The sequence below is a fragment of the Mesorhizobium sp. M00.F.Ca.ET.216.01.1.1 genome (genome assembly GCF_004010325.2).
Lineage (GTDB): Bacteria > Pseudomonadota > Alphaproteobacteria > Rhizobiales > Rhizobiaceae > Mesorhizobium.
This window is the reverse complement of record NZ_SADR02000004.1, coordinates 222995-242372: the sequence shown is the minus strand read 5'-3', so window position 1 is coordinate 242372 and position 19378 is coordinate 222995. Positions and strand designations below refer to the sequence as shown.

At 63.7% G+C, this 19378-nt stretch carries 16 protein-coding genes; 8 read left to right on the top strand and 8 right to left on the bottom strand.

All coding sequences use genetic code 11. The annotated features are described in order from the left end of the window. Positions 1-62: 62 nt before the first annotated feature. The 5 genes from EN859_RS07915 to EN859_RS07895 are packed head-to-tail and all read left to right on the top strand — an operon-like array spanning position 63 to position 5266. Positions 63-1604, top strand: a complete 1542-nt coding sequence (locus EN859_RS07915) for a sugar ABC transporter ATP-binding protein (protein WP_127852672.1) — start codon at positions 63-65, stop codon at positions 1602-1604. Next, on the top strand, positions 1601-2578 hold the full coding sequence (locus EN859_RS07910) for an ABC transporter permease (protein ID WP_127852673.1): 978 nt from the start codon (positions 1601-1603) through the stop codon (positions 2576-2578). The genes EN859_RS07915 and EN859_RS07910 overlap by 4 nt, the downstream gene beginning before the upstream one ends. Further along, entirely contained in the window at positions 2575-3576 is a 1002-nt protein-coding gene (locus EN859_RS07905; protein ID WP_127852674.1) for an ABC transporter permease, read from the top strand. Before EN859_RS07910 ends, EN859_RS07905 begins: the two co-directional genes overlap by 4 nt. Further along, entirely contained in the window at positions 3576-3893 is a 318-nt protein-coding gene (gene rhaM / locus EN859_RS07900; protein WP_127852675.1) for an L-rhamnose mutarotase, read from the top strand. The genes EN859_RS07905 and rhaM overlap by 1 nt, the downstream gene beginning before the upstream one ends. Continuing rightward, positions 3890-5266, top strand: coding sequence for an FGGY-family carbohydrate kinase (locus EN859_RS07895; protein ID WP_127852676.1), 1377 nt, complete (start codon positions 3890-3892; stop codon positions 5264-5266). Before rhaM ends, EN859_RS07895 begins: the two co-directional genes overlap by 4 nt. A gap of 8 nt (positions 5267-5274) precedes the next feature. On the opposite strand, the gene EN859_RS07890 is transcribed toward EN859_RS07895, so the two are convergent. The 3 genes from EN859_RS07890 to galE form a co-directional block, all read right to left on the bottom strand. Next, positions 5275-7101 (bottom strand): alanine racemase, encoded by a 1827-nt coding sequence (locus EN859_RS07890; RefSeq protein WP_127852677.1) that lies wholly within the window; start codon positions 7099-7101, stop codon positions 5275-5277. A gap of 3 nt (positions 7102-7104) precedes the next feature. Continuing rightward, a complete protein-coding gene (locus EN859_RS07885) occupies positions 7105-8355 on the bottom strand; it encodes a D-amino acid dehydrogenase (protein ID WP_127852678.1) in 1251 nt (416 codons plus the stop codon). A gap of 100 nt (positions 8356-8455) precedes the next feature. Further along, a complete protein-coding gene (gene galE, locus EN859_RS07880) occupies positions 8456-9451 on the bottom strand; it encodes a UDP-glucose 4-epimerase GalE (protein ID WP_127852679.1) in 996 nt (331 codons plus the stop codon). A gap of 267 nt (positions 9452-9718) precedes the next feature. Between galE and hemA the strand changes: the two genes are divergently transcribed. Continuing rightward, positions 9719-10996: a 5-aminolevulinate synthase gene (gene hemA, locus EN859_RS07875; protein WP_127852680.1), complete on the top strand. Its 1278-nt coding sequence runs from the start codon at positions 9719-9721 to the stop codon at positions 10994-10996. Positions 10997-11009: 13 nt separating this feature from the next. Here the strand turns inward: hemA and EN859_RS07870 are convergent, their stop codons facing one another. Both EN859_RS07870 and mscL read right to left on the bottom strand, forming a co-directional pair. Continuing rightward, on the bottom strand, positions 11010-12176 hold the full coding sequence (locus EN859_RS07870; protein ID WP_127852681.1) for a pyridoxal phosphate-dependent aminotransferase: 1167 nt from the start codon (positions 12174-12176) through the stop codon (positions 11010-11012). Between the two features lie 110 nt (positions 12177-12286). After that, entirely contained in the window at positions 12287-12709 is a 423-nt protein-coding gene (gene mscL / locus EN859_RS07865) for a large conductance mechanosensitive channel protein MscL (RefSeq protein ID WP_127852682.1), read from the bottom strand. Between the two features lie 249 nt (positions 12710-12958). Here mscL and EN859_RS07860 point away from each other — a divergent pair, with 249 nt between their 5' ends. Continuing rightward, complete coding sequence (locus EN859_RS07860) at positions 12959-16441, top strand: PAS domain-containing hybrid sensor histidine kinase/response regulator (protein ID WP_127852683.1); 3483 nt, start codon at positions 12959-12961, stop codon at positions 16439-16441. 41 nt (positions 16442-16482) lie between these two features. Here EN859_RS07860 and EN859_RS07855 read toward each other — a convergent pair whose 3' ends face one another. Beyond that, the gene (locus EN859_RS07855) at positions 16483-17115 is read right to left on the bottom strand and encodes a TetR family transcriptional regulator (RefSeq protein WP_127852684.1); all 633 of its coding nucleotides are present in this window, start codon (positions 17113-17115) and stop codon (positions 16483-16485) included. 93 nt (positions 17116-17208) lie between these two features. Between EN859_RS07855 and EN859_RS07850 the strand changes: the two genes are divergently transcribed. After that, positions 17209-17865 (top strand): O-methyltransferase, encoded by a 657-nt coding sequence (locus tag EN859_RS07850; protein ID WP_127852685.1) that lies wholly within the window; start codon positions 17209-17211, stop codon positions 17863-17865. A 257-nt stretch (positions 17866-18122) separates the two neighbouring features. Here the strand turns inward: EN859_RS07850 and EN859_RS07840 are convergent, their stop codons facing one another. After that, the gene (locus EN859_RS07840; protein WP_127852686.1) at positions 18123-18782 is read right to left on the bottom strand and encodes a response regulator transcription factor; all 660 of its coding nucleotides are present in this window, start codon (positions 18780-18782) and stop codon (positions 18123-18125) included. Positions 18783-18919: 137 nt separating this feature from the next. Continuing rightward, complete coding sequence (locus tag EN859_RS07835) at positions 18920-19357, bottom strand: hypothetical protein (RefSeq protein WP_127852687.1); 438 nt, start codon at positions 19355-19357, stop codon at positions 18920-18922. Between the last annotated feature and the right edge of the window lie 21 nt (positions 19358-19378).

Sequence of the window (19378 nt, the reverse complement as noted above, 5' to 3'; positions counted from 1 at the left end):
GGCGGGGCTCAGCTCCCGCCGCGACTTTAAAAACGGACCTTACTTCAGGGCCTGATACAAGTATGGACACGACAGCCCAACCTAATTTGGCAGAGGAGCAGCCTTTGCCTTCAGTTCCGCGGCTGACGCTATCCGGCATCAGCAAAAGCTTTCCCGGCGTGCGCGCGCTGCATGATGTCAGCCTGTCGCTCTATCCCGGCCAGGTGACCGCGCTGATCGGTGAGAACGGCGCCGGCAAGTCGACGCTGGTCAAGATCATGACCGGCATCTACCAGCCCGATTCAGGTTCGATCAGCATCGACGACCAGCCCGTCACCTTGCCCAGCGCCCATGCCGCTTTCGGGCACGGCATCACCGCCATCCACCAGGAAACCGTGCTGTTCGATGATCTCACCGTCGCCGAAAACATCATTCTCGGCCATGCACCTCGAACGCGCTTCGGCACCATCGACTGGCGCACCATGCGCAAGAACGCGAAGGAAGTGCTGGGCACAATGGGCGCCAGCCACATCGACGCCGACGCGCGGCTGAAGGACCTCGGCATCGCCAACAAGCACCTCGTGGCCGTCGCGCGCGCCATGTCGATCGACGCGCAGATCGTCATCATGGACGAGCCGACCGCAGCACTTTCGATGAAGGAGATCGAAGAGCTTTTCCTGCTCATCGAATTCCTGAAGAGCGAAGGCAAGGCGATCCTGTTCATCAGCCACAAGTTCGACGAGATCTATCGCATTGCCGACCGCTATACGGTGTTCCGCGACGGCGAGATGGTCGGCGAAGGGCTGATCAAGGATGCCGGCCAGAGCCAGATCGTGCGCATGATGGTCGGCCGCGCCGTGGACCATATCTTTCCACAGCGCAAGGCCGAGATCGGCGCGCCGGTGCTTTCCGTCTCCGGCCTGTCGCACCCGACCGAGTTCGACGACATCGGCTTCGAACTGCACAGAGGCGAGATCCTCGGCTTCTACGGCCTTGTTGGCGCCGGCCGCAGCGAGGTGATGCAGGCGATATCAGGCATCACCCGCACCAGCAGCGGCACGATCACGCTGGACGGCAAACCGATCGCGCCGAAGTCTGCGGCGGATTCGATAGAGGCCGGCATCGTCTACGTGCCGGAAGAGCGCGGCAAGCAGGGCGTGGTGATCGGCCTGCCGATCTTCCAGAATGTCTCGCTCCCTTCGCTCAGGCGCACGTCCAAGTCAGGCATGTTGCGGCTCGCCGAGGAGTTCGCGCTGGCCCGCTCCTACACCGAGCGGCTGGACCTGCGCGCCTCCTCGCTCAGCCAGGACGTCGGCACGCTGTCGGGCGGCAACCAGCAGAAGATCGTCATTGCCAAATGGCTGGCGACTGCGCCCAGGGTGATCATCCTCGACGAGCCGACCAAGGGCATTGACATCGGCTCCAAAGCCGCCGTGCACGGTTTCATGGCCGAGCTGGTCGCGCAAGGCTTGTCGGTGATCATGGTGTCGTCCGAGCTGCCCGAGATCCTCGGCATGTCCGACCGCGTCGTCGTCATGCGCGAAGGCCGCATCGCTTCGGTCTACGACAACAAGGGGCTCGACGCCGAAACGCTAGTCAGGACAGCAGCGGGGATCGCGGAATGAAGGCTTTCCTCAGATATCGTGAAGTCTGGCTGCTCGCGGCAATCGTCGTGCTGATCGGGCTTATCTCGACGCGCTTTCCAGGCTTTTCCGACCCGGCCAATCTGCGCCAGGTATTCAACGACACCTCGATCCTGATGATCCTGGCTCTGGGTCAGATGGTGGTGATCCTGACCCGCTCTATCGATCTGTCGATGGCTTCCAACCTCTGCTTCACCGGCATGGTGGTGGCGATGCTGAACGCCGCGCATCCGGCAATCCCGATCCCGCTGCTGATCGTCGCGGCGCTTCTGGTAGGACTGGCGCTCGGCGCCATCAACGGCCTCCTGGTGTGGCGGCTGAACATCCCGTCGATCGTGGTGACGCTTGGCACGCTCACCATCTATCGCGGCGCCACCTTCGTCATTTCCGGCGGCGCCTGGGTCAATGCCGACCAGATGAGCCCAGCCTTCATCGGCCTGCAGCGCGCGGCGCTCCTCGGCATTCCGGTGCTGTCGTGGATCGCCGTACTGGTCATCGCGCTGTTCTTCCTGCTGATGACGCGTACCGCGCTCGGCCGCTCGATCTACGCCATCGGCGTCAATCCGACCGCGTCGGTCTATGCCGGCATCGATGTCGGCCGTACCAAGTTCATCGTCTTCTGCCTCTCTGGAATGATCGGAGGTCTCTGCGGCTACCTGTGGATCTCGCGTTACGTCATCGCCTCGGTCGAGGTCGCCAACGGCTACGAACTCAACATCATCGCCGCCTGCGTCATCGGCGGCATCTCGATTGCCGGCGGCATCGGCTCGGTCGGCGGTGCTGTGCTCGGCGCGCTGTTCCTCGGTATCATCTCCAACGCACTGCCGGTCATCAACATCTCGCCCTTCTGGCAGATGGCGATTTCCGGCAGTGCCATCATCCTGGCCGTGGTGCTCAACGCGCGCGGTGAACGCCGACAGGGCCGCATCATCCTCAGAAAGGCGGAAGCGGCATGACCGACACCCCTGCCCCACGCCATATTCCCGATCGGCTCGACAAGCCGCTCAGTTCGGCGATCTTTTCCTGGGAGGCGTTACTGGTCGCGGTGGCGGTCGCCATCTTTGCGATCAACAGCTTTGCCTCGCCCTACTTCCTCGACCCATGGTCGCTGTCGGATCTGACCTTCAACTTCACCGAAAAGGCGCTGATCGCGCTCGCCATGGCGCTGCTGATCATTTCCGGTGAGATCGACTTGTCGGTTGCCGCCATCATTGCGCTGGCCTCGACGATGATGGGCATGGCGGTGCAGGCCGGCGCCGGCATGCCGGCGCTGGTGGCGATCGGCATCGTCGTCGGTCTCGGCTGCGGCGCTTTCAACGGGCTGCTCGTCACCAGGCTGGGCCTGCCATCGATTGTCGTCACCATCGGCACGATGAGCCTGTTTCGCGGCATCGCCTTCATCATTCTCGGCGACCAGTCCTACAAGGGCTATCCCTCAAGTTTCGCCTTCTTCGGCCAAGGTTACGTCTGGTGGGTGGTGTCGTTCGAACTGGCGCTGTTTCTCGTTGCAGCTGTCATCTACTGGTTCGTGCTGCACCGGACGAGTTTCGGCCGCCGGGTCTTTGCCATCGGCAACAACCCGGTCGCGGCGCAGTTTTCCGGTGTGCGCGTCGATCGCATCAAATTCATCCTGTTCTGCCTGACCGGCCTGATGTCGGGCATCGCTTCGGTGCTGATCACCTCGCGGCTCGGCTCGACCCGGCCGTCGATCGCGCAAGGTTACGAATTGGAGGTCATCACAATGGTGGTGCTCGGCGGCGTCAGCATACTGGGCGGCGCTGGCAGCATAGGGGGCGTGGTGCTCGCAGCCTTCATCATGGGGCTGGTGACGTTCGGCCTCGGCCTGCTCAACGTGCCCGGCATCGTCATGTCGATCTTCATCGGCCTGCTGCTGATCATTGTCATCGCGCTGCCGATCGTCTGGCGGCGGCTGCGCCGGGAGCGCTTCGCCTGATGGCCGAGAAATATGCGTTCAAGATGAAGCTCAAGCCCGGCATGAGGGCCGAATACAAAAAGCGCCACGACGAAATCTGGCCATCGCTGGTTGCGCTGCTGAAGCAGGCCGGCGTCTCCGACTATTCGATCCATCTCGACGAAGAGACAAATATCCTGTTCGGCGTGCTGTGGCGGCATGACGGCCACGGCATGGACGATCTGCCGAAGCATCCGGTGATGCAGCGATGGTGGGCATACATGGCCGACATCATGGAGACGAAGCCGGACAACGAGCCGGTGGCGGTGCCGCTGGAAACCGTGTTCCATATGGAATGACTGATATCCGCCACGTCGCCGTCATCGATATCGGCAAGACCAATGCCAAGGTGGCGCTGGTCGATCTCGCATCCATGCGCGAGGCCACGTTGCGCCGCGTGGCGAACGCACCCGCCGCTGACGGCCGCTATCCGCACCACGATGTCGAGCGATTGTGGACCTTCATCCTTGGCAGCCTCGCCGAGATCAATCGCGAGCAGCGTATCGACGCGATATCGATCACTACGCATGGCGCGACGGCGGTGCTGGTGGACGCAGCCGGCCAACTGGCGCTGCCGGTCCTGGACTATGAGTTCGATGGGCCGGATAGTTTTGCAGCGGACTATGACGAGATTCGCCCAGCCTTCACTGAGACAGGCACGCCGCGCCTGCCGGTCGGCCTCAATCTCGGCGCGCAGTTGTTCTGGCAGCAAAGGAGTTTCCCGGCAGAGTTCGCCAAGGCCGCAGCGATTCTCATGTATCCGCAATACTGGGCCTTGCGGCTGACCGGCCGCGCCGCCAACGAGGTGACCTCGCTCGGCTGCCATACGGATCTATGGAATCCGTGGAAAGCTGATTTCTCGTCGCTGGTCGACAAGATGCAATGGCGTCGGCTGATGATGCCGGTGAGGCCAGCGAAAGACCGCCTCGGCACAATCCTGCCCGCGCTTGCCCGGCAAACCGGGCTCGATCCGCAAACGCCGGTGTTTTGCGGCCTGCACGATTCCAACGCCTCGCTGCTGCCGCATCTGCTGTCTGACAAGCCGCCTTTCTCCGTCGTCTCGACCGGCACCTGGGTGGTGTCTATGGCGGTCGGCGGCAGGCAAATTACGCTTGATCCGGCACGTGACACGCTGGTCAATGTCAACGCGCTCGGCGACCCCGTTCCGTCCGCGCGCTTCATGGGCGGCCGCGAGTTTTCCGTGTTGACGGAAGGCCGATCGGAAGACTGGACCGAAGCGGATGTCGCCACAGTGCTCGCTCGCAAGGCATCCCTGCTGCCCTCGACCCAACAAGGCTCGGGGCCGTTTCCGCACCACACCGCCGCATGGCTCAATGCCGACGGCATCAACACCGGCCAGCGCTTTGCCGCCATCTCTTTCTACCTGGCACTGACGACCGCCACCTGCCTCGACCTGATCGGCGCCGACGGCCCGGCCATCGTCGAGGGGCCGTTCGCCCGCAACCGGCTTTTTGTCAGCATGCTGGCGACGGCGACGGCGCGCGTCGTCATTGCGTCCGAGGCTGCGACCGGCACCAGTATCGGCGCTGCCTTGCTGGCGTCGGATCATCGCCTTGCCCAGGGCAAAGGCGAAAAGACCGATCCGCCGGCCGATCCGGCGTGGGCGAATTATGCGCGCTCCTGGCGCGCGGCTGTCGATGCCCGCAGTTGACGTTGTAGCTACAGAATCCGCTTGCCGAAGGCGGACATGACGAAGTTGACCGTTTCCGTCGCCAGCCGCGGTTCGAAGTCGGGTGTCAGGCCGGAAATATCCATCGACAGCAGCCCGCCGGAGAGCGCTATCGCCTCCATCGCCTGATGCGTTTCGCGCACGGTGAGACCGCCGGAGCCTGCCGGCCAGCCGGCGAATTCGGTCACATCAGGCGAATAGCTGACATGGAAGCCTTGCGTGCCGGAGGAGGCGATGTGGATGGCTTCACGCATCACGTCGCGCATACCCGTGGCGTCGATATCGGTCATGGTGAAGGCCGATAGCCGCGAATCCTTCAGCACCCGCGCCTCGGCCGGATCGGCATGACGCAGGCCGACGATGACGACGTTTTCCGGCGACAGCTGCGGCTGCAGCGCGCCTGGCTTGTGATCGAGGCCAAGCGCTCGCGCCAGCACTGAGGACTCGGCCAGGTCGATGCCGTCTTCGTCTTCGGGCATCAGCGCGGCGATGGAATCGATCCAGATCAGGCCGAAAGAGTGCGTTGCCCGTGCCGTCGCTGTCAGCGCCTTGTGGGCGATGCGGCGATCGCCACCGGCGGTAAAGCGGATCAAGCCGGAAGGCGGCCGTTCGATATCTGCCAGTTCGATCACATCGAAATTCATCGCCTCCAGCCGCGCACCGGTCGCTTCCCTGGCCAGTATGCCGGCCGCGGCCGGCTCGGCCGTGATCGACACCATCTTGCGGCCGGAGAAATCCGCGACGTCATGCATCGGGGCCTTTTCGACATATTCCGAAGTCATAGCCATCAGCATGGCGCCATAGCTCATGCGAAAGCCGACGCGGTCGCCGACGGCAGGCGGCGGGTCGGCGTCGGTCACGTCGAGAAGCAGATGGTCGCTGGAGGCGCCGAGCACCCGAACGCCCTTGGCGATAGGCGTCAGCCCTTCGATCAGCACGTCCTCACGGCCGATATTGGCGATGGCGCGCAACCTGTCACCCTCGTCGGCAAACACCGGCTGGTTGCCGAAAGCGTCGTAGCCGGATTCGCCGATCGGCCGCGACGGCTTCAGCTTGACCTCGATGATGTCGCTGGTCAGGCGGCAGGCGTCCGGTTCGAGTTCTTCCCACGGCGCCTCGCGGAAGGTTTCGACACCGCCCTGCAAGATCGCCTCGCCAACCCGCAGATTGTTGATGCCGACGGGCAGCCTGCCTTCCAGCAAGAGCGGCAGCGACGATGAGGCGCCGCCGGAGATCCAGTCCAGCCTTGCGCCGGACAGACGCTCTGTCTTGTAGGCATGGGCGACCAGTTGCCCGAGGTTTTCTTCCGTCGGCATGATGGCGCCGAAGCAGCCCAGATTGGTGCCGATGCCGGCGATGCGCACGCCCTTGAGTGCCAGTATCTGTTCGACCGTCGACACGAGATCGTTCGGCCAGATGCCTTCCCGGAGGTCGCCGAGATCGATCATCAGCATGATGTCGTGGACCCGACCCATGCGCTCGGCGATGCGCGATATCTCGCGGATGATGGCAAGCTCGGATTGCAGGCTGATGTCGACGCTGCGCACCACTTCCTCGACGCGAGCAACCGGCGGGCTGCGCAGCAGCATGATCGGGGCGGTGATGCCGCTGTCGCGCAGCCTGCGGATGTTTTCGAAGCGCGATTCGGCGATGCCGGCGACACCGCCGCGCAGCATGGCGCGCGCCACCTGCGGCATGCCGCAGGTGCCCTTGGTGACGCCGAAAATCTTAATACCGGACAGCGCGCAGCGTTCGACGATCGTGCGTGCGTTGCGCTCGATGCGGCCGAGGTCGATGGCGACTTGCGGTCCGGACATTGCCTAGTTCCTGTAGACCAGCCCTTGCGGATCGATCTCCGGCTTGCGGCCGGCCACCACATCGGCGAGAAATTTTCCGGAGCCGCAGGCCATGGTCCAGCCGACATGACCGTGGCCGGTGTCGAGATAGAGGTTTCTATAGCGCGCCTGGCCGATGACCGGCACCGAATTCGGCATCATCGGCCGCAAGCCGGCCCAGAGCTCGGCCTTGTTCTCATCGAAAGCACCGGGAAAGAGTTCCTTGCCGGTCTTGAACATCGCCGCGAAATCGCTCGGCCGGTGGCTGCGGTCGAAGCCGGTGAATTCGGCCGTCGAGGCCAGCCGCAGCCGGTTGCCGAGCCTGGAATAACCGATCAGCCGATCCTCGTCGGCGCCGCCCATTGTCGGCCCCTTGCTCTCGTCCTCCAGCGGCACGGTCGCGGTGTAACCCTTGACCGGATAGACCGGCAGATCGATGCCGTAGCGGCGGCCGAGCAGGCCGCTTTCCGGCCCCATCGAGATCACCACGGCGTCGCCGGTGACCGGGCCGGCCGAGGTAATCACCGCGCGCACATGATCGCCCTCGATGTCGAGGCCTTCGACAGTGGTGTTGTAGAGAAATCGGACGCCGAGTTTGTCGGCGGCGTAGGCTGCCAGATTTTCCACGAACTGCCGGGAATCGCCGGTCTGGTCGATCGGCGAATAGACGCCGCCGGCGATCTTCTCCCTGGCGCCGGCAAGGCCGGGCTCGAGCTCGACCAGACGGTCGCGGCCGACGATCTCGATCGGCAGGCCATGCTTGGCGAGATAGCGGTAATTGTCGGCGCCGCTATCAAGGCTCTGCTGCGTGCGGAAGAAGTAGAGAATACCCTTCTTGCGCTCGTCATAGTGAATGCCGGTGTCGGCCGAGAGCGCATTGGTGCAGTCGCGGGAATAGAGCGCCAGGCGCAGCTTGATGTCGGTGTTGGCGCGCAGGCGCGCATGCGTGCATTGGCGCAGGAAACGCAGGCTCCAGGCGAGAAAATAGGGATCGAAGCGCAGCCGCACCTTGATGCCGAGATCGTGATTGTAGAGCGCACGCAGAAACGTCTTCAGCGCGGCAGGCGAAGCCCAGGCGGTGGCGTCGCCGGGCGACACCAGGCCGGCATTCGACTGGCTAGTGCCACGCGCCGCTGCCGGATGGCGCTCGATCACGGTCACCTCGTGGCCGTCGCTTGCCAGATAATAGGCGGCCGCCGTTCCGACGACGCCAGCCCCAAGCACCACGATCTTCATGCCGCTTCCCCAAAGGATTTAATACGGCCGGAGCGCCTCCACGCTCCGCCGTGAAGCCCTTCAATAGCGCTTCTGCGCTTGATCTACGAGCCCATCGATCTCAGCTGCGCGCCGAATTCTTGCTGGTCAGGATGCGCTCCCAGGCCAGCGCGTCGGCAACGATCAGGTCGAGGTCATCACGCTGTGGCGTCCAGCCGAGTTCGCTGCGGGCGAGTTCTGAATTGGCGACCACGGCCGCCGCGTCGCCGGGGCGACGCTCACCCGTCCGCACCTCGAAGTCGTGGCCAAAGGTGCGGCGAACACTGTCGATGACTTCGAGCACCGAATAGCCGTGGCTGTAGCCGCAATTGGCGACCAGGCTTTGCCCCCCGGCGCGCAACCGCTGAAGGGCCAGTCGATGCGCCGCAGCCAGGTCGCTGACGTGGATATAGTCGCGCATGCAGGTGCCGTCCGGCGTCGGATAGTCTGTGCCGAACACCTGCATGAACGGTCGCTTGCCGAGCGCCGTCTCGGCGGCAACCTTGATCAGATGCGTGGCGCCGGGGGTCGACTGGCCGGTGCGCCCCTTCGGATCGGCGCCGGCGACGTTGAAGTATCGCAGCACCGTATAGCGCAGCCCATGGGCGATCGCCGCGTCGCGCAGCATCCATTCGCTCATCAGCTTGGACAGGCCGTAGGGTGATTCCGGCGCAAGGCGGGCGTCCTCGCGCACCGGCTCAAGCCCGGCACCGCCATAGACGGCGGCGGTCGAGGAAAAGATGAAATTGGGCACGCCTTCGCGCACCGCGGTTTCGATCAGCGTGCGCGTCTTGCAGGTGTTGTTCTCGTAGTAGCCGAGGGGGTCGGCGACCGATTCTGGAACGACGATGGAGCCGGCGAAATGGATGATCGCGTCGACCTTGTTGTCACGGATGATCGAGCCGACCAATTCCTTGTCGGCAACATCGCCGACGACGAGCTTTGCCTCGGGCGCCACCGCCCATTCAAAGCCGGTCGAAAGCCGGTCGAGAACGACCACGCTGTCGCCCGCATCCAGCAACTCCCAGACCATATGGCTGCCGATATACCCGGCACCGCCTGTCACCAAAACCGTCATCCGCGTCCTCGCTGTTCATGATTTATCGGGAACTGTCTCAACAGCCGCCTTACTGAAAAGGCCACCGAAAGACCATTAGAGCTTACGGTTACCGGTTCCTCGGGCGTGTGGCATCGTCCTGAAACAAAATTGATCCACATCAAGGGAATAGGCCACGAACCGTGGTCGTTAGGAACAGGCTTGGGGCGTGGCATTTTGACCAAAAAGGCCAGGTGGACGCCGATTGGGGCAATGATTATGATCCCACGCAAAAATTGGGAAGGTGACATGAATTACCAGCGGTTCTTCGAAGATGCGATCGACCAGCTCCATGCAGAGCGGCGCTATCGTATCTTCGCCGACCTCGAGCGCATCGTGGGAAAATTTCCGCGAGCCATTTGGCGCTCTAACGGCCGCGCCCAGGAAATCACCGTCTGGTGCTCCAACGACTATCTCGGCATGGGCCAGCATCCCGACGTCATCGCCGCGTTCAAGAACGCAGCCGGCAAGATGGGATCCGGCGCCGGCGGCACCCGCAATATCTCCGGCACCAGCAATCCACTGGTCGAGCTTGAACTGGAACTTGCCGACCTGCACGGCAAGGAAGCGGGGCTGGTCTTCACCTCCGGCTTCGTCTCCAACGAGGCGTCGATCTCGACCATTGCACGGCTCTTGCCCAACTGCCTGATCATCTCGGACGAATTGAACCACGCCTCGATGATCGAAGGCGTGCGGCGCTCGGGCGCCGAGAAGAAGATCTTCCGCCACAATGACGTCGCCCATCTCGAAAGCCTGCTGCAGGCGGCGGGCCGCGAGCGCGCCAAGCTGATCGTGTTCGAGAGCGTCTATTCGATGGACGGCGACATCGCGCCAATCAAGCAGATCGTCGAACTCGCCGAGCGCTACAACGCCATGACCTATATCGACGAGGTCCATGCCGTCGGCATGTACGGACCGCGCGGCGGCGGCATCACCGAACGTGAAGGGCTGGCTGATCGCATCGACATCATCGAAGGCACGCTGGCTAAGGCGTTCGGCACCCTCGGCGGCTACATCACCGGCAACAGTGCGGTGATAGACGCCGTGCGCTCCTATGCGCCGGGCTTCATCTTCACCACGGCGCTGCCGCCGGCCATCGCCGCCGCCGCCACCACGTCCATCCGCCATCTGAAGCACTCGCAGGCCGAGCGCGACGCGCAGCAGCGCCAGGCGACGCGGACGAAAGAGGTTCTTGGTGCTGCCGGCCTGCCGGTGATGGAGTCCCCCACTCACATCGTGCCAGTGCTGGTCGGCGACCCCGAGCTCTGCAAGATGGCCAGCGACCGCCTGCTTGGCGTCCATGGTCTCTACATCCAGCCCATCAACTATCCGACGGTGCCGCGCGGCACCGAGCGGCTGCGCATCACGCCGACGCCGTTCCATTCGGATCAGTTGATCGCGGAACTTCAAGACGCCCTGGTCGAGACCTGGGATGCTTTGGGCATACCCTATGGCTCGGCTGGCCGGCCTGCCGTGGCTGAAAGCGACCGCGTCATCCCGTTGCTGGTGCCGAAGTCCGGCGGCTGAAGCCGCCGCCTGCTCAAACAGTCTTAATCCACTTTGCCAGACGGTGCGCCGCTTCCTCGAGTTGGTCGAGGCGGCGGTGGAAACACAGCCTGAGCAAAGCTTCGCCGCCGGGGCCGAAGGCGGTGCCGGGCGCCAACCCGACATTGGCTTGGTCGACAATGTCGAAGGCTGCCGCGCGTGAATCAGTGATGCCGTCGACGGCGAAGAACAGGTAGAACGCGCCCTGCGGCACGGTGAACCGCGCATGGCCTGTCTCGGCGAGGATGCCGCAGACCAGGTCTCGCGCCGCCCTCGCCCGCTCCACCTGCTCGACGATGAAGGCATCGCCTTCGTCGAGGGCGACGACGGCACCGCGCTGCATGAACTGGGCAACGCCCGACGTCGAGTACTGGACCAGGTTCTCGAAAACCTGCTGCAAGGCGGGATGGGTCTTGATCCAGCCGATGCGCCAGCCGGTCATCGCCCAGTTCTTGGAGAAGCTGTTGACGAACAGGATGCGGTCCTCGTCGGCCATGATATCGATGAAGGAGGGCGCACGGCCATGGCCGTAGTGGAACAGCGAATAGATCTCGTCGGCGATGATCCACAGGCCCCTTTCGCGGGCAAGGTCGAGAATCGCCTGCAGCGTCTCCCTGTCGGCGGTCCAGCCGGTCGGGTTGGAGGGCGTGTTGACAAACAGCGCCTTAGTGCGCGGCGTGATCGCCGCTGCGATCTTGCCGACGTCGCAGGACCAGCCATTGCCAGACTGGTCGAGCGTGACCGCAACCGGCACAGCGCCCGCGACACCAGCGGCAGCGGCGAAATTCGGCCATGCTGGCGACAGGTAGACGACCTCGTCGCCCGTGCCGGCGACCGCGTCGAGCGCCAGCTGGATGGCGTGCATGCCGGAGCCGGTGACGATGAATTCTTCCTCGGCAAAGCTCTTGCCGAAATGCCTGTCGTAGTAGCGGGCGAGCGCCTGCCGCAATTCGGGAATGCCTTTCTGCCAGGTATAGAAGGTCTCGCCGCCGGCCAGCGCCCGGGCAGCGGCATCGGTGATGAAGGCGGGCGTCGGCAGATCGCCCTCGCCGGCCCAGAGCGGGATCATGCCGTCGCGTCCGCGGCCGCGGTTCATGACGGCGACAATGCCGCTTTCGGGCGCGGCCCGGGCTTCGGCGCGCAGATTTTCGATCAGGGTCATGGATAGGTCCGTTTTCGCCTGCTGGACTGCTAGCCTGTTTTACGACAGGCGAAAACAGAAAACCCCGGCCGCGAACGACCGGGGTCTTGGTCCAGAAATCTGCCCTTGCGCTATTTTTTGGCGAGGAGATCGCGAATTTCGGTGAGCAGGGCGACATCGGCGGGTGGCGCCGCTGCGGGCGCCGCAGGCTTCTCGGCCTCCAGCCGCCTGCGCAGCGTGTTCACCGCCTTGACCATCAGGAAGATGATGAAGGCGAGGATGAGGAAATTCAGCACCACGGTGATGAAGCTGCCATAGGCGAAAACAGCGCCCTGTTTCTTGGCGTCGGCCAGGGATGTGGCGTTAACGGCAGAGGACAGGGCAAAGAAGTAGTTGTTGAAGTCCAGCCCACCAAGAATTGCGCCGATGATCGGCATGATGATGTCGTTGACCAGCGAATCGACAATCTTGCCGAAGGCGGCGCCGATGATGACGCCGACCGCCAAGTCCATCACGTTACCCCTGGAAATGAACTCCTGGAATTCTTTCAGCATTCGACCCTCCTTGCCATGACGGGCCGTGCCGTCGTCCCGCCGCATCTTTCGGCGCCGACCCTAAGGCAACATAACAAAAGCCTGCGGTTGCAACAGGAGCAAAAAAGGGGAAGCAACCGGTTGCACCGACCAACAGTGCCCGGAACCGCAGCCGTCATGCGCCCAAAGCCGTGATGGACTTGATGGTCAAGCTGTGATTGCGTTTGACGGGCCGGATGAAAAAAATCGGCACGGGAGGAATTTCGAGACGTGCAAGGCTGGTTCATCGTCATCATCGCGATCGCCTATGTCACGCTGCTCTTCGTCATCGCCAGCCTCGGCGACCGGCGCGCGGCGACATCAGGGGCCGGCCGCGCCCGGCCGTTCATCTATGCGCTCAGCCTCGCCATCTACTGCACTTCCTGGACCTTTTTCGGCTCGGTCGGCCTGTCTTCCGAGCGCGGGCTCGAATTCCTCGGCATCTATATCGGACCGGTGCTGGTGTTCGTGTTCGGCTTCCCGCTGCTTCAACGCATCATCAGACTGGCCAAGACCGAGAAGATAACCTCGATCGCCGACTTTCTCGGTGCCCGCTACGGCAAGAGCTTCACCGTCGCGGCGATCGCCACGCTGATCGCGACCATCGGTGCCGTGCCCTATATCGCGCTGCAGTTGAAAGCGATCTCCGGCTCGGTCAGCCTGATGGTCGAACACTATACCGGCTCGCCGCCATCGTTCGATCCGTTCGTCAGCGATATCTCGCTGGTCGTCGCCATGCTGCTGGCGCTGTTTGCGGTGCTGTTCGGCACGCGCCATGCCGACGCCACCGAGCACCAGGACGGACTGGTGCTGGCGATCGCGGTCGAGACCGTGGTCAAGCTCGCCGCTTTCCTGGCGATCGGCCTGATGGTGACCTTCCTGATCTTCGGCGGGCCGGGCGATATGTTCGACAAGCTTGCACAGAACATGCAAGTGCGGCAGGCGATGGGCTACAGCACGTCGCTCGCCACCTGGCTGGTGCTGACCGGCCTGAGCGGCTTCGCCATCCTCATGCTGCCGCGCCAGTTCTACGTCACCATTGTCGAGAACCGCGGCGAGGCCGAACTGCGCACCGCGACATGGGTGTTTCCGCTCTATCTGGTGGCGATCAATTTGTTCGTGCTGCCGATCGCGCTCGCCGGCCTGGCACTGGTCGGCACCAGGACCAGCAGCGATCTCTATGTGCTGTCGCTGCCATTGTTCAGCGGCCATGACGTTCTGGCCATGGCGGCCTTCATCGGCGGGCTGTCGGCGGCAACCGCGATGGTGATCGTCGAAAGCGTTGCGCTGTCGATCATGATCTCCAACGACCTCATCATTCCGCTGTTCGTGCGTCGGCTGCTCAAGACCCCAACGTCCGAAAACGACGACTGGTCGACGCTCATCCTCAACGTGCGGCGGGCGGCGATCTTCATCATGCTGTTCATCGCCTTCCTCTATTACCGCGAGAGCACCAACAGCGCGCGGCTCTCCTCCATCGGCCTGATGTCGTTCGCGGCAATCGCGCAGTTCGCGCCGGCGCTGATCGGCGGGCTGATCTGGCGCGGCGCCAACGGCAGGGGTGCGGCACTGGGCATGGTCGCCGGCATCGCCGTCTGGGGCTTCACGCTGCTGCTTCCCTCGCTCGCCGCACCCGATACCGGCATCATCGTCCATGGCCTGTTCGGCTTCGAAGCGCTGCGGCCGCAGGCGCTGTTCGGCACCGCAGCCGAGCCGCTGAACCATGGCGTTCTGTGGAGCCTGTCGATCAACACGCTGTTCTTCGTGCTCGGCTCATTGTCGCGCGCATCGGTGCCGCTGGAACGCATCCAGGCGTCGATCTTCGTGCCGCGCGACGCCGGCCCGATGCCCAGCCTGCGCCGCTTCCGCACCGCCATCACCGTCAACGACCTCAAGGACACGATCGCGCGCTATCTCGGCGTCGAACGCACCGAACGCTCCTTTCAATCCTTCGAGAAAAGTAACGGCACCTCCTTGCATGGCAATGAGCAGGCCAGCATGGAGGTCATCCGCTTCTCCGAACAGTTGTTGGCGAGCGCGGTCGGTTCCTCCTCGGCACGGCTGATCCTGTCGCTGCTGCTGCGGCGCAACGACCGCGAATCCAAGGATGCCTTCCGCCTGCTCGATGACGCCACCGAGGCGCTGCAGCATAACCGCGACCTGTTGCAGATCGCGCTCGACCAGATGGAACAGGGTATCACCGTCTTCGACAGGGATTTCCGCCTGATCTGCTGGAACCGCCAGTACCGGGCGCTGTTCGACCTGCCCGACGAGATGGGCCAGGTCGGTGTCTCGCTCGACCGCATCCTGCATCATCTTGCCGAGCGCGGCGACATCCCAGCCGATCAGCGGGTGGCGATGCTGAACCGCCTGACCAGTTTCGTCAGCCCGTGGCAGATGGAGCTGAAGACCAGCGGCCGCATCCTGGAATTGCGCTCTAACCCGATGCCGGACGGCGGCATCGTCGCCACCTATGCCGACATTTCCGGACGCGTCGAACAGGATCTGGCCCTAAAGCGCGCCAATGAATCGCTCGAACAACGCGTCAGGAGCCGCACCGCCGAGCTGACCCGTGTCAACGAGGAGCTGGCGCAGGCGCAGATGCTGGCCGAGGAGGCCAATCTCGGCAAGACACGTTTCCTCGCCGCCGCCGGCCACGACATCCTGCAGCCGCTGAACGCCGCCAGGCTCTATTGCTCGTCGCTGATCGAGAAGGCCGGCAAGGGACCGGCCGGAAAGGCGGCGATCAACATCGAATCGTCGCTGGAATCGGTCGAGACCATCCTTGGCGCCGTGCTCGACATTTCCCGCCTTGATGCCGGTGCGATGAAACCGGACGATACCGCCTTCAGCCTGGACGGGCTGCTGCGCCAGATCGGAAACGACTTCCGACCGCTGGCTGCGGAAAAGAAGCTCGATCTGACGATCATGCCGTCATCGCTCAGCGTGGAGACCGACCGCAACCTGCTGCGCCGCTTGATCCAGAACCTGGTGTCCAACGCCATCAAATACACGCGTCGCGGCCGCATCCTGGTCGGCGTGCGGCGGCGCGGCGAACTGGCCGAGATACAGGTGATCGACACCGGCATCGGCATTGCCGGCGACGAGCTGAACACGGTGTTTCGTGAGTTCACCCGGCTCGACGAGGGCGCGCGCGAGGCGGAAGGCCTCGGCCTCGGCCTCTCCATCGTCGACCGCATCGCCAGGGTGCTGCGCCTCGAAATCCGGATCTTCTCGAACCCGGGCAAGGGCACGCGCTTTTCCGTCATCCTGCCGGTAGCGGCGGTGCAGGAGCCGCGCCGCGAGGTCGAGACCAGGGCGCCCGCCCGCGCCAGCAACTCGCTTGCTGGGCTCCACGTGCTTTGCATCGACAACGACGCCCGCATCCTCGACGGCATGCGGCTGCTGCTCGAAGGCTGGGGCTGCAACGTCGAGACGCTTTCGGGGTCGGAGGATTTCGCGGGCATGTATCGACCGGATATCGTGCTTGCCGACTATCATCTCGACGGCAAGACTGGCCTCGAGCTGATTGCGAAGCTACGCGCAATCCACGGCCAGGACATGCCGGCCGTGCTGGTCACCGCCGACCGCTCCAGCGAGGTGCGCGCCGCTGCCGGCAGTCTCGACGTGCCGGTGATCAACAAGCCGCTGAAGCCGGCCGTGCTGCGCTCGATGATGGCCAGGGTCAGGCCGCTGGCGTCGGCGGCTGAATAATCGTCACCCGCGAAGGTTCCAATACAGACTCTGCGTCTGCCTCAGCGGTGTCCGAGGTTTCGAAGGTAGGCGCAGAACATATCGGCTATCGCGTCAGCATAGGCTTCGATCTCGGCCGGTGTTCGAGGACTTCCCGAAAAATCCTTCCCCACGGTGCTGAGTGTCGTCGTGATCAGTTCGCCGGCCAAGGTGCGGACAGCCTCCGGAACCTGTGGCAGCATCTCCCGCATGAATATCTGGACGGTGCGCTCTCCCGAGGCCCTGGCCTCGTGCGCCTCGGGCGCGTCCCGGTAAAGCGGCGCTGCGTCATTGAGCGCACCGCGCACCGCCGCCTCTTCGCATTCGGAGCGGATGAAAGCGTGGACCAGTATACGCAGCCGTTCGAGAGGTGGTCTCTGGACCTCTTGGAGGATATCGCGCAGCAGATCGCTCGTCTGCCGCCATTCGTCGCTCTGCAGCCGGAAGAGCAGCGCCGCCTTGTTCGGGAAATACTGATAGAGCGATCCGACGCTCACGCCAGCCTTTTCGGCCACACGCGTGGTAGTGAACCGCTGCGCGCCTTCCTTCGCCAAAACCTGAAGAGCGGCTTCCAAGATCGCCGCGACGAGCTCCGTGGCGCGGGCTTGTTTGGGCTGTTTTCGCGAGGAAATCGAATGGCTTGGACGTTCAGTCATGGCTCGGCTCGGCAATGCGAATTGGAAACATGAAGGATTATTCGTATTTTAGCACAACACAAGGACGCAATCATTTTTCCACCGGAGACCTTCATGACCACCCTGACCAAAGCCCCCCTTGCACTCCTGCTGGCTCGCCTGTTCAAAGAGGCCGATGCGGCAGCTAGTCCCGCAATGGCCGGGTTCTCCCGCGATGAGCGGGCACGTCTGCTGCGAAGCAAGACCGAATACCTCGATTTCTACGGCAGGCTGAAGGATCTCTGGCTCGCGGTTTCGCCTGAGATCGGCACGCTGCTCTACATGCTGGCGCGAAGCAGCGGCGCGCGTATCATCATTGAATTCGGAACCTCGTTCGGCATCTCGACGCTCTACCTCGCCGCCGCGCTCCGGGACAATGGCGGCGGTCGCCTGATCACCAGCGAGTTCGAGCCGTCCAAGGTGGTGCGGGCCAAGGCCAACCTGACGGAAGGCGGCCTCATCGACCTGGTGGAGATCCGCGAGGGCGACGCGCTGGAGACGCTGAGGGCCGATCTACCCGAAACGATCGACCTGCTGCTGCTCGACGGCGCCAAGGCGCTCTACCCGGAGATCCTGAGCCTGGTCGAGAGCCGCCTGAGGCCGGGCGCGCTGGTCGTCGCCGACAACGCCAATTTCTGTCCCGAATACCTGGACCGCGTGCGCTCGCCCGCAGGGGGCTACATGTCCACGCCCTTCGGCGAGGACGTCGAGCTGTCCGTGCGGCTCGGCTGAAGCCGATCATGGCGGCTTCATCAGTGGCGGTCGACCTCAAGGACTCGCTGGGGCCCCTCGATGGGGATCGCCCTCTACGCGCGGGCGCCGCGCTTGCCTTGGGTCGCCGGCATTCCCTTCGTGGCGCTCGCATCACTCGGTCTTGGTGCCGCGATCGGCGCACGCCGCGCGCGAGACTGGCCAGTTGATCGAAGGGATCGCTGGCGGACTGCTGGTCCCCTTGGTGTCGGACAATGAACAGCGTTAGGCCCGAGGGCTCAGCTCACCGCCTGCAGCGGGTCGCTGCCGATCTTGGCGAGCTGGATCACCGCCTGGGTGCGGCTGTCGACGCCGAGCTTCTGCAGGATCGCCGAGACATGCGCCTTGATCGTCGCTTCCGACACGCCGAGCTCATAGGCGATCTGCTTGTTGAGCAGCCCTTCCGCCAGCATACCGAGCACGCGCGTCTGCTGCGGCGTCAGCGCCTGCAGTCGCTTGATCAGGTCCGAAATCTCAGGGTCGGGCTCGACGCCGAGGTCGATGCCGACCGGAGCCGCGATATCGCCGGCAAGCACCAACTGCACGGCGCTGCGGATCTCCTCCATGCTGGCCGACTTTGAGATGAAGCCCGAGGCGCCGAGATCGAGCGCGCGCCGGATGGTCACCGGGTCGTCATGCGCCGACACCACCACCAGCGGCACCGCCGGATGGATGCCGCGCAGCGAGATCAGACCGGACAGGCCGCTCGCACCTGGCATCGACAGGTCGAGCAGCACCATGTCGACATCCTCATTGGCCACGACCAGCGCCTTGGTGCTTTCGAAGTCACCGGCCTCATGGATGGCGGCAACGTTGCCGATGCCAGCAAGCGCCTCTCGCAGCGCGCCGCGGAAAAGCGGATGATCGTCGGCAATGACGAACGTATAGCCGGACGGCAAATATCCCTCCCTGGCCCCATTGCCGATTGTCTGCTTTTTTACGGTTTACGGGCCAGAACGATTATGCGGCGTTATCGGCTGTTTTCAAGCGGCAAAGCCCGTACGCAGATTTTCCCCAAGACCAGCTTGCGTGCCGGTCAGGTCTTTTGCGGACTGGGCTTGGCGCCATCCTCACCGCTGTCCTTGTCCATGTCCTTGACGATATCCATGAAGCCGCGCAGGAAGCGCTCCATGTAGCTCATCGTCTTGTTGAACTCCTCCTCGGTCGGCAAAGTCGATTCCAGCCGGGCGGTCGGCGAGCTTTCGAGCTTGGCGACACGCTCGTCGAGCGCCTTCACCGAGCTTTGCAGCTGGTCGATCTCATCCTGCAAGGCGGCGCGTTCGTCTGCCGCCATCTTGCAGACGAGCTGGCCGGAACGCTCCTCGCAAATCGACATGGCGCCGGTCTGGGTATCCATGCGGACGTAGCCGTTGGCTGACTTTTCCAGCCGGTAGCGCTCGGGTTCCTCGGAAAAGGCCGATGCCGCGACGAGCGAGACAAGTGCTGCGGGGATCAAGACGTGCTGCAGACGCATGTTGTCCTCCATGGGCCAATT

Bases quoted from the DNA above. Each gene is read 5' to 3' on its own strand.
- galE (WP_127852679.1), bottom strand. From the start codon at position 9,451: ATGACGGTTTTGGTGACAGGCGGTGCCGGGTATATCGGCAGCCATATG.
- EN859_RS07905 (WP_127852674.1), top strand. From the start codon at position 2,575: ATGACCGACACCCCTGCCCCACGCCATATTCCCGATCGGCTCGACAAG.
- EN859_RS07910 (WP_127852673.1), top strand. From the start codon at position 1,601: ATGAAGGCTTTCCTCAGATATCGTGAAGTCTGGCTGCTCGCGGCAATC.
- rhaM (WP_127852675.1), top strand. From the start codon at position 3,576: ATGGCCGAGAAATATGCGTTCAAGATGAAGCTCAAGCCCGGCATGAGG.
- EN859_RS07870 (WP_127852681.1), bottom strand. From the start codon at position 12,176: ATGACCCTGATCGAAAATCTGCGCGCCGAAGCCCGGGCCGCGCCCGAA.
- EN859_RS07855 (WP_127852684.1), bottom strand. From the start codon at position 17,115: ATGACTGAACGTCCAAGCCATTCGATTTCCTCGCGAAAACAGCCCAAA.
- EN859_RS07890 (WP_127852677.1), bottom strand. From the start codon at position 7,101: ATGTCCGGACCGCAAGTCGCCATCGACCTCGGCCGCATCGAGCGCAAC.
- EN859_RS07895 (WP_127852676.1), top strand. From the start codon at position 3,890: ATGACTGATATCCGCCACGTCGCCGTCATCGATATCGGCAAGACCAAT.
- mscL (WP_127852682.1), bottom strand. From the start codon at position 12,709: ATGCTGAAAGAATTCCAGGAGTTCATTTCCAGGGGTAACGTGATGGAC.
- EN859_RS07915 (WP_127852672.1), top strand. From the start codon at position 63: ATGGACACGACAGCCCAACCTAATTTGGCAGAGGAGCAGCCTTTGCCT.
- hemA (WP_127852680.1), top strand. From the start codon at position 9,719: ATGAATTACCAGCGGTTCTTCGAAGATGCGATCGACCAGCTCCATGCA.
- EN859_RS07850 (WP_127852685.1), top strand. From the start codon at position 17,209: ATGACCACCCTGACCAAAGCCCCCCTTGCACTCCTGCTGGCTCGCCTG.
- EN859_RS07885 (WP_127852678.1), bottom strand. From the start codon at position 8,355: ATGAAGATCGTGGTGCTTGGGGCTGGCGTCGTCGGAACGGCGGCCGCC.
- EN859_RS07835 (WP_127852687.1), bottom strand. From the start codon at position 19,357: ATGCGTCTGCAGCACGTCTTGATCCCCGCAGCACTTGTCTCGCTCGTC.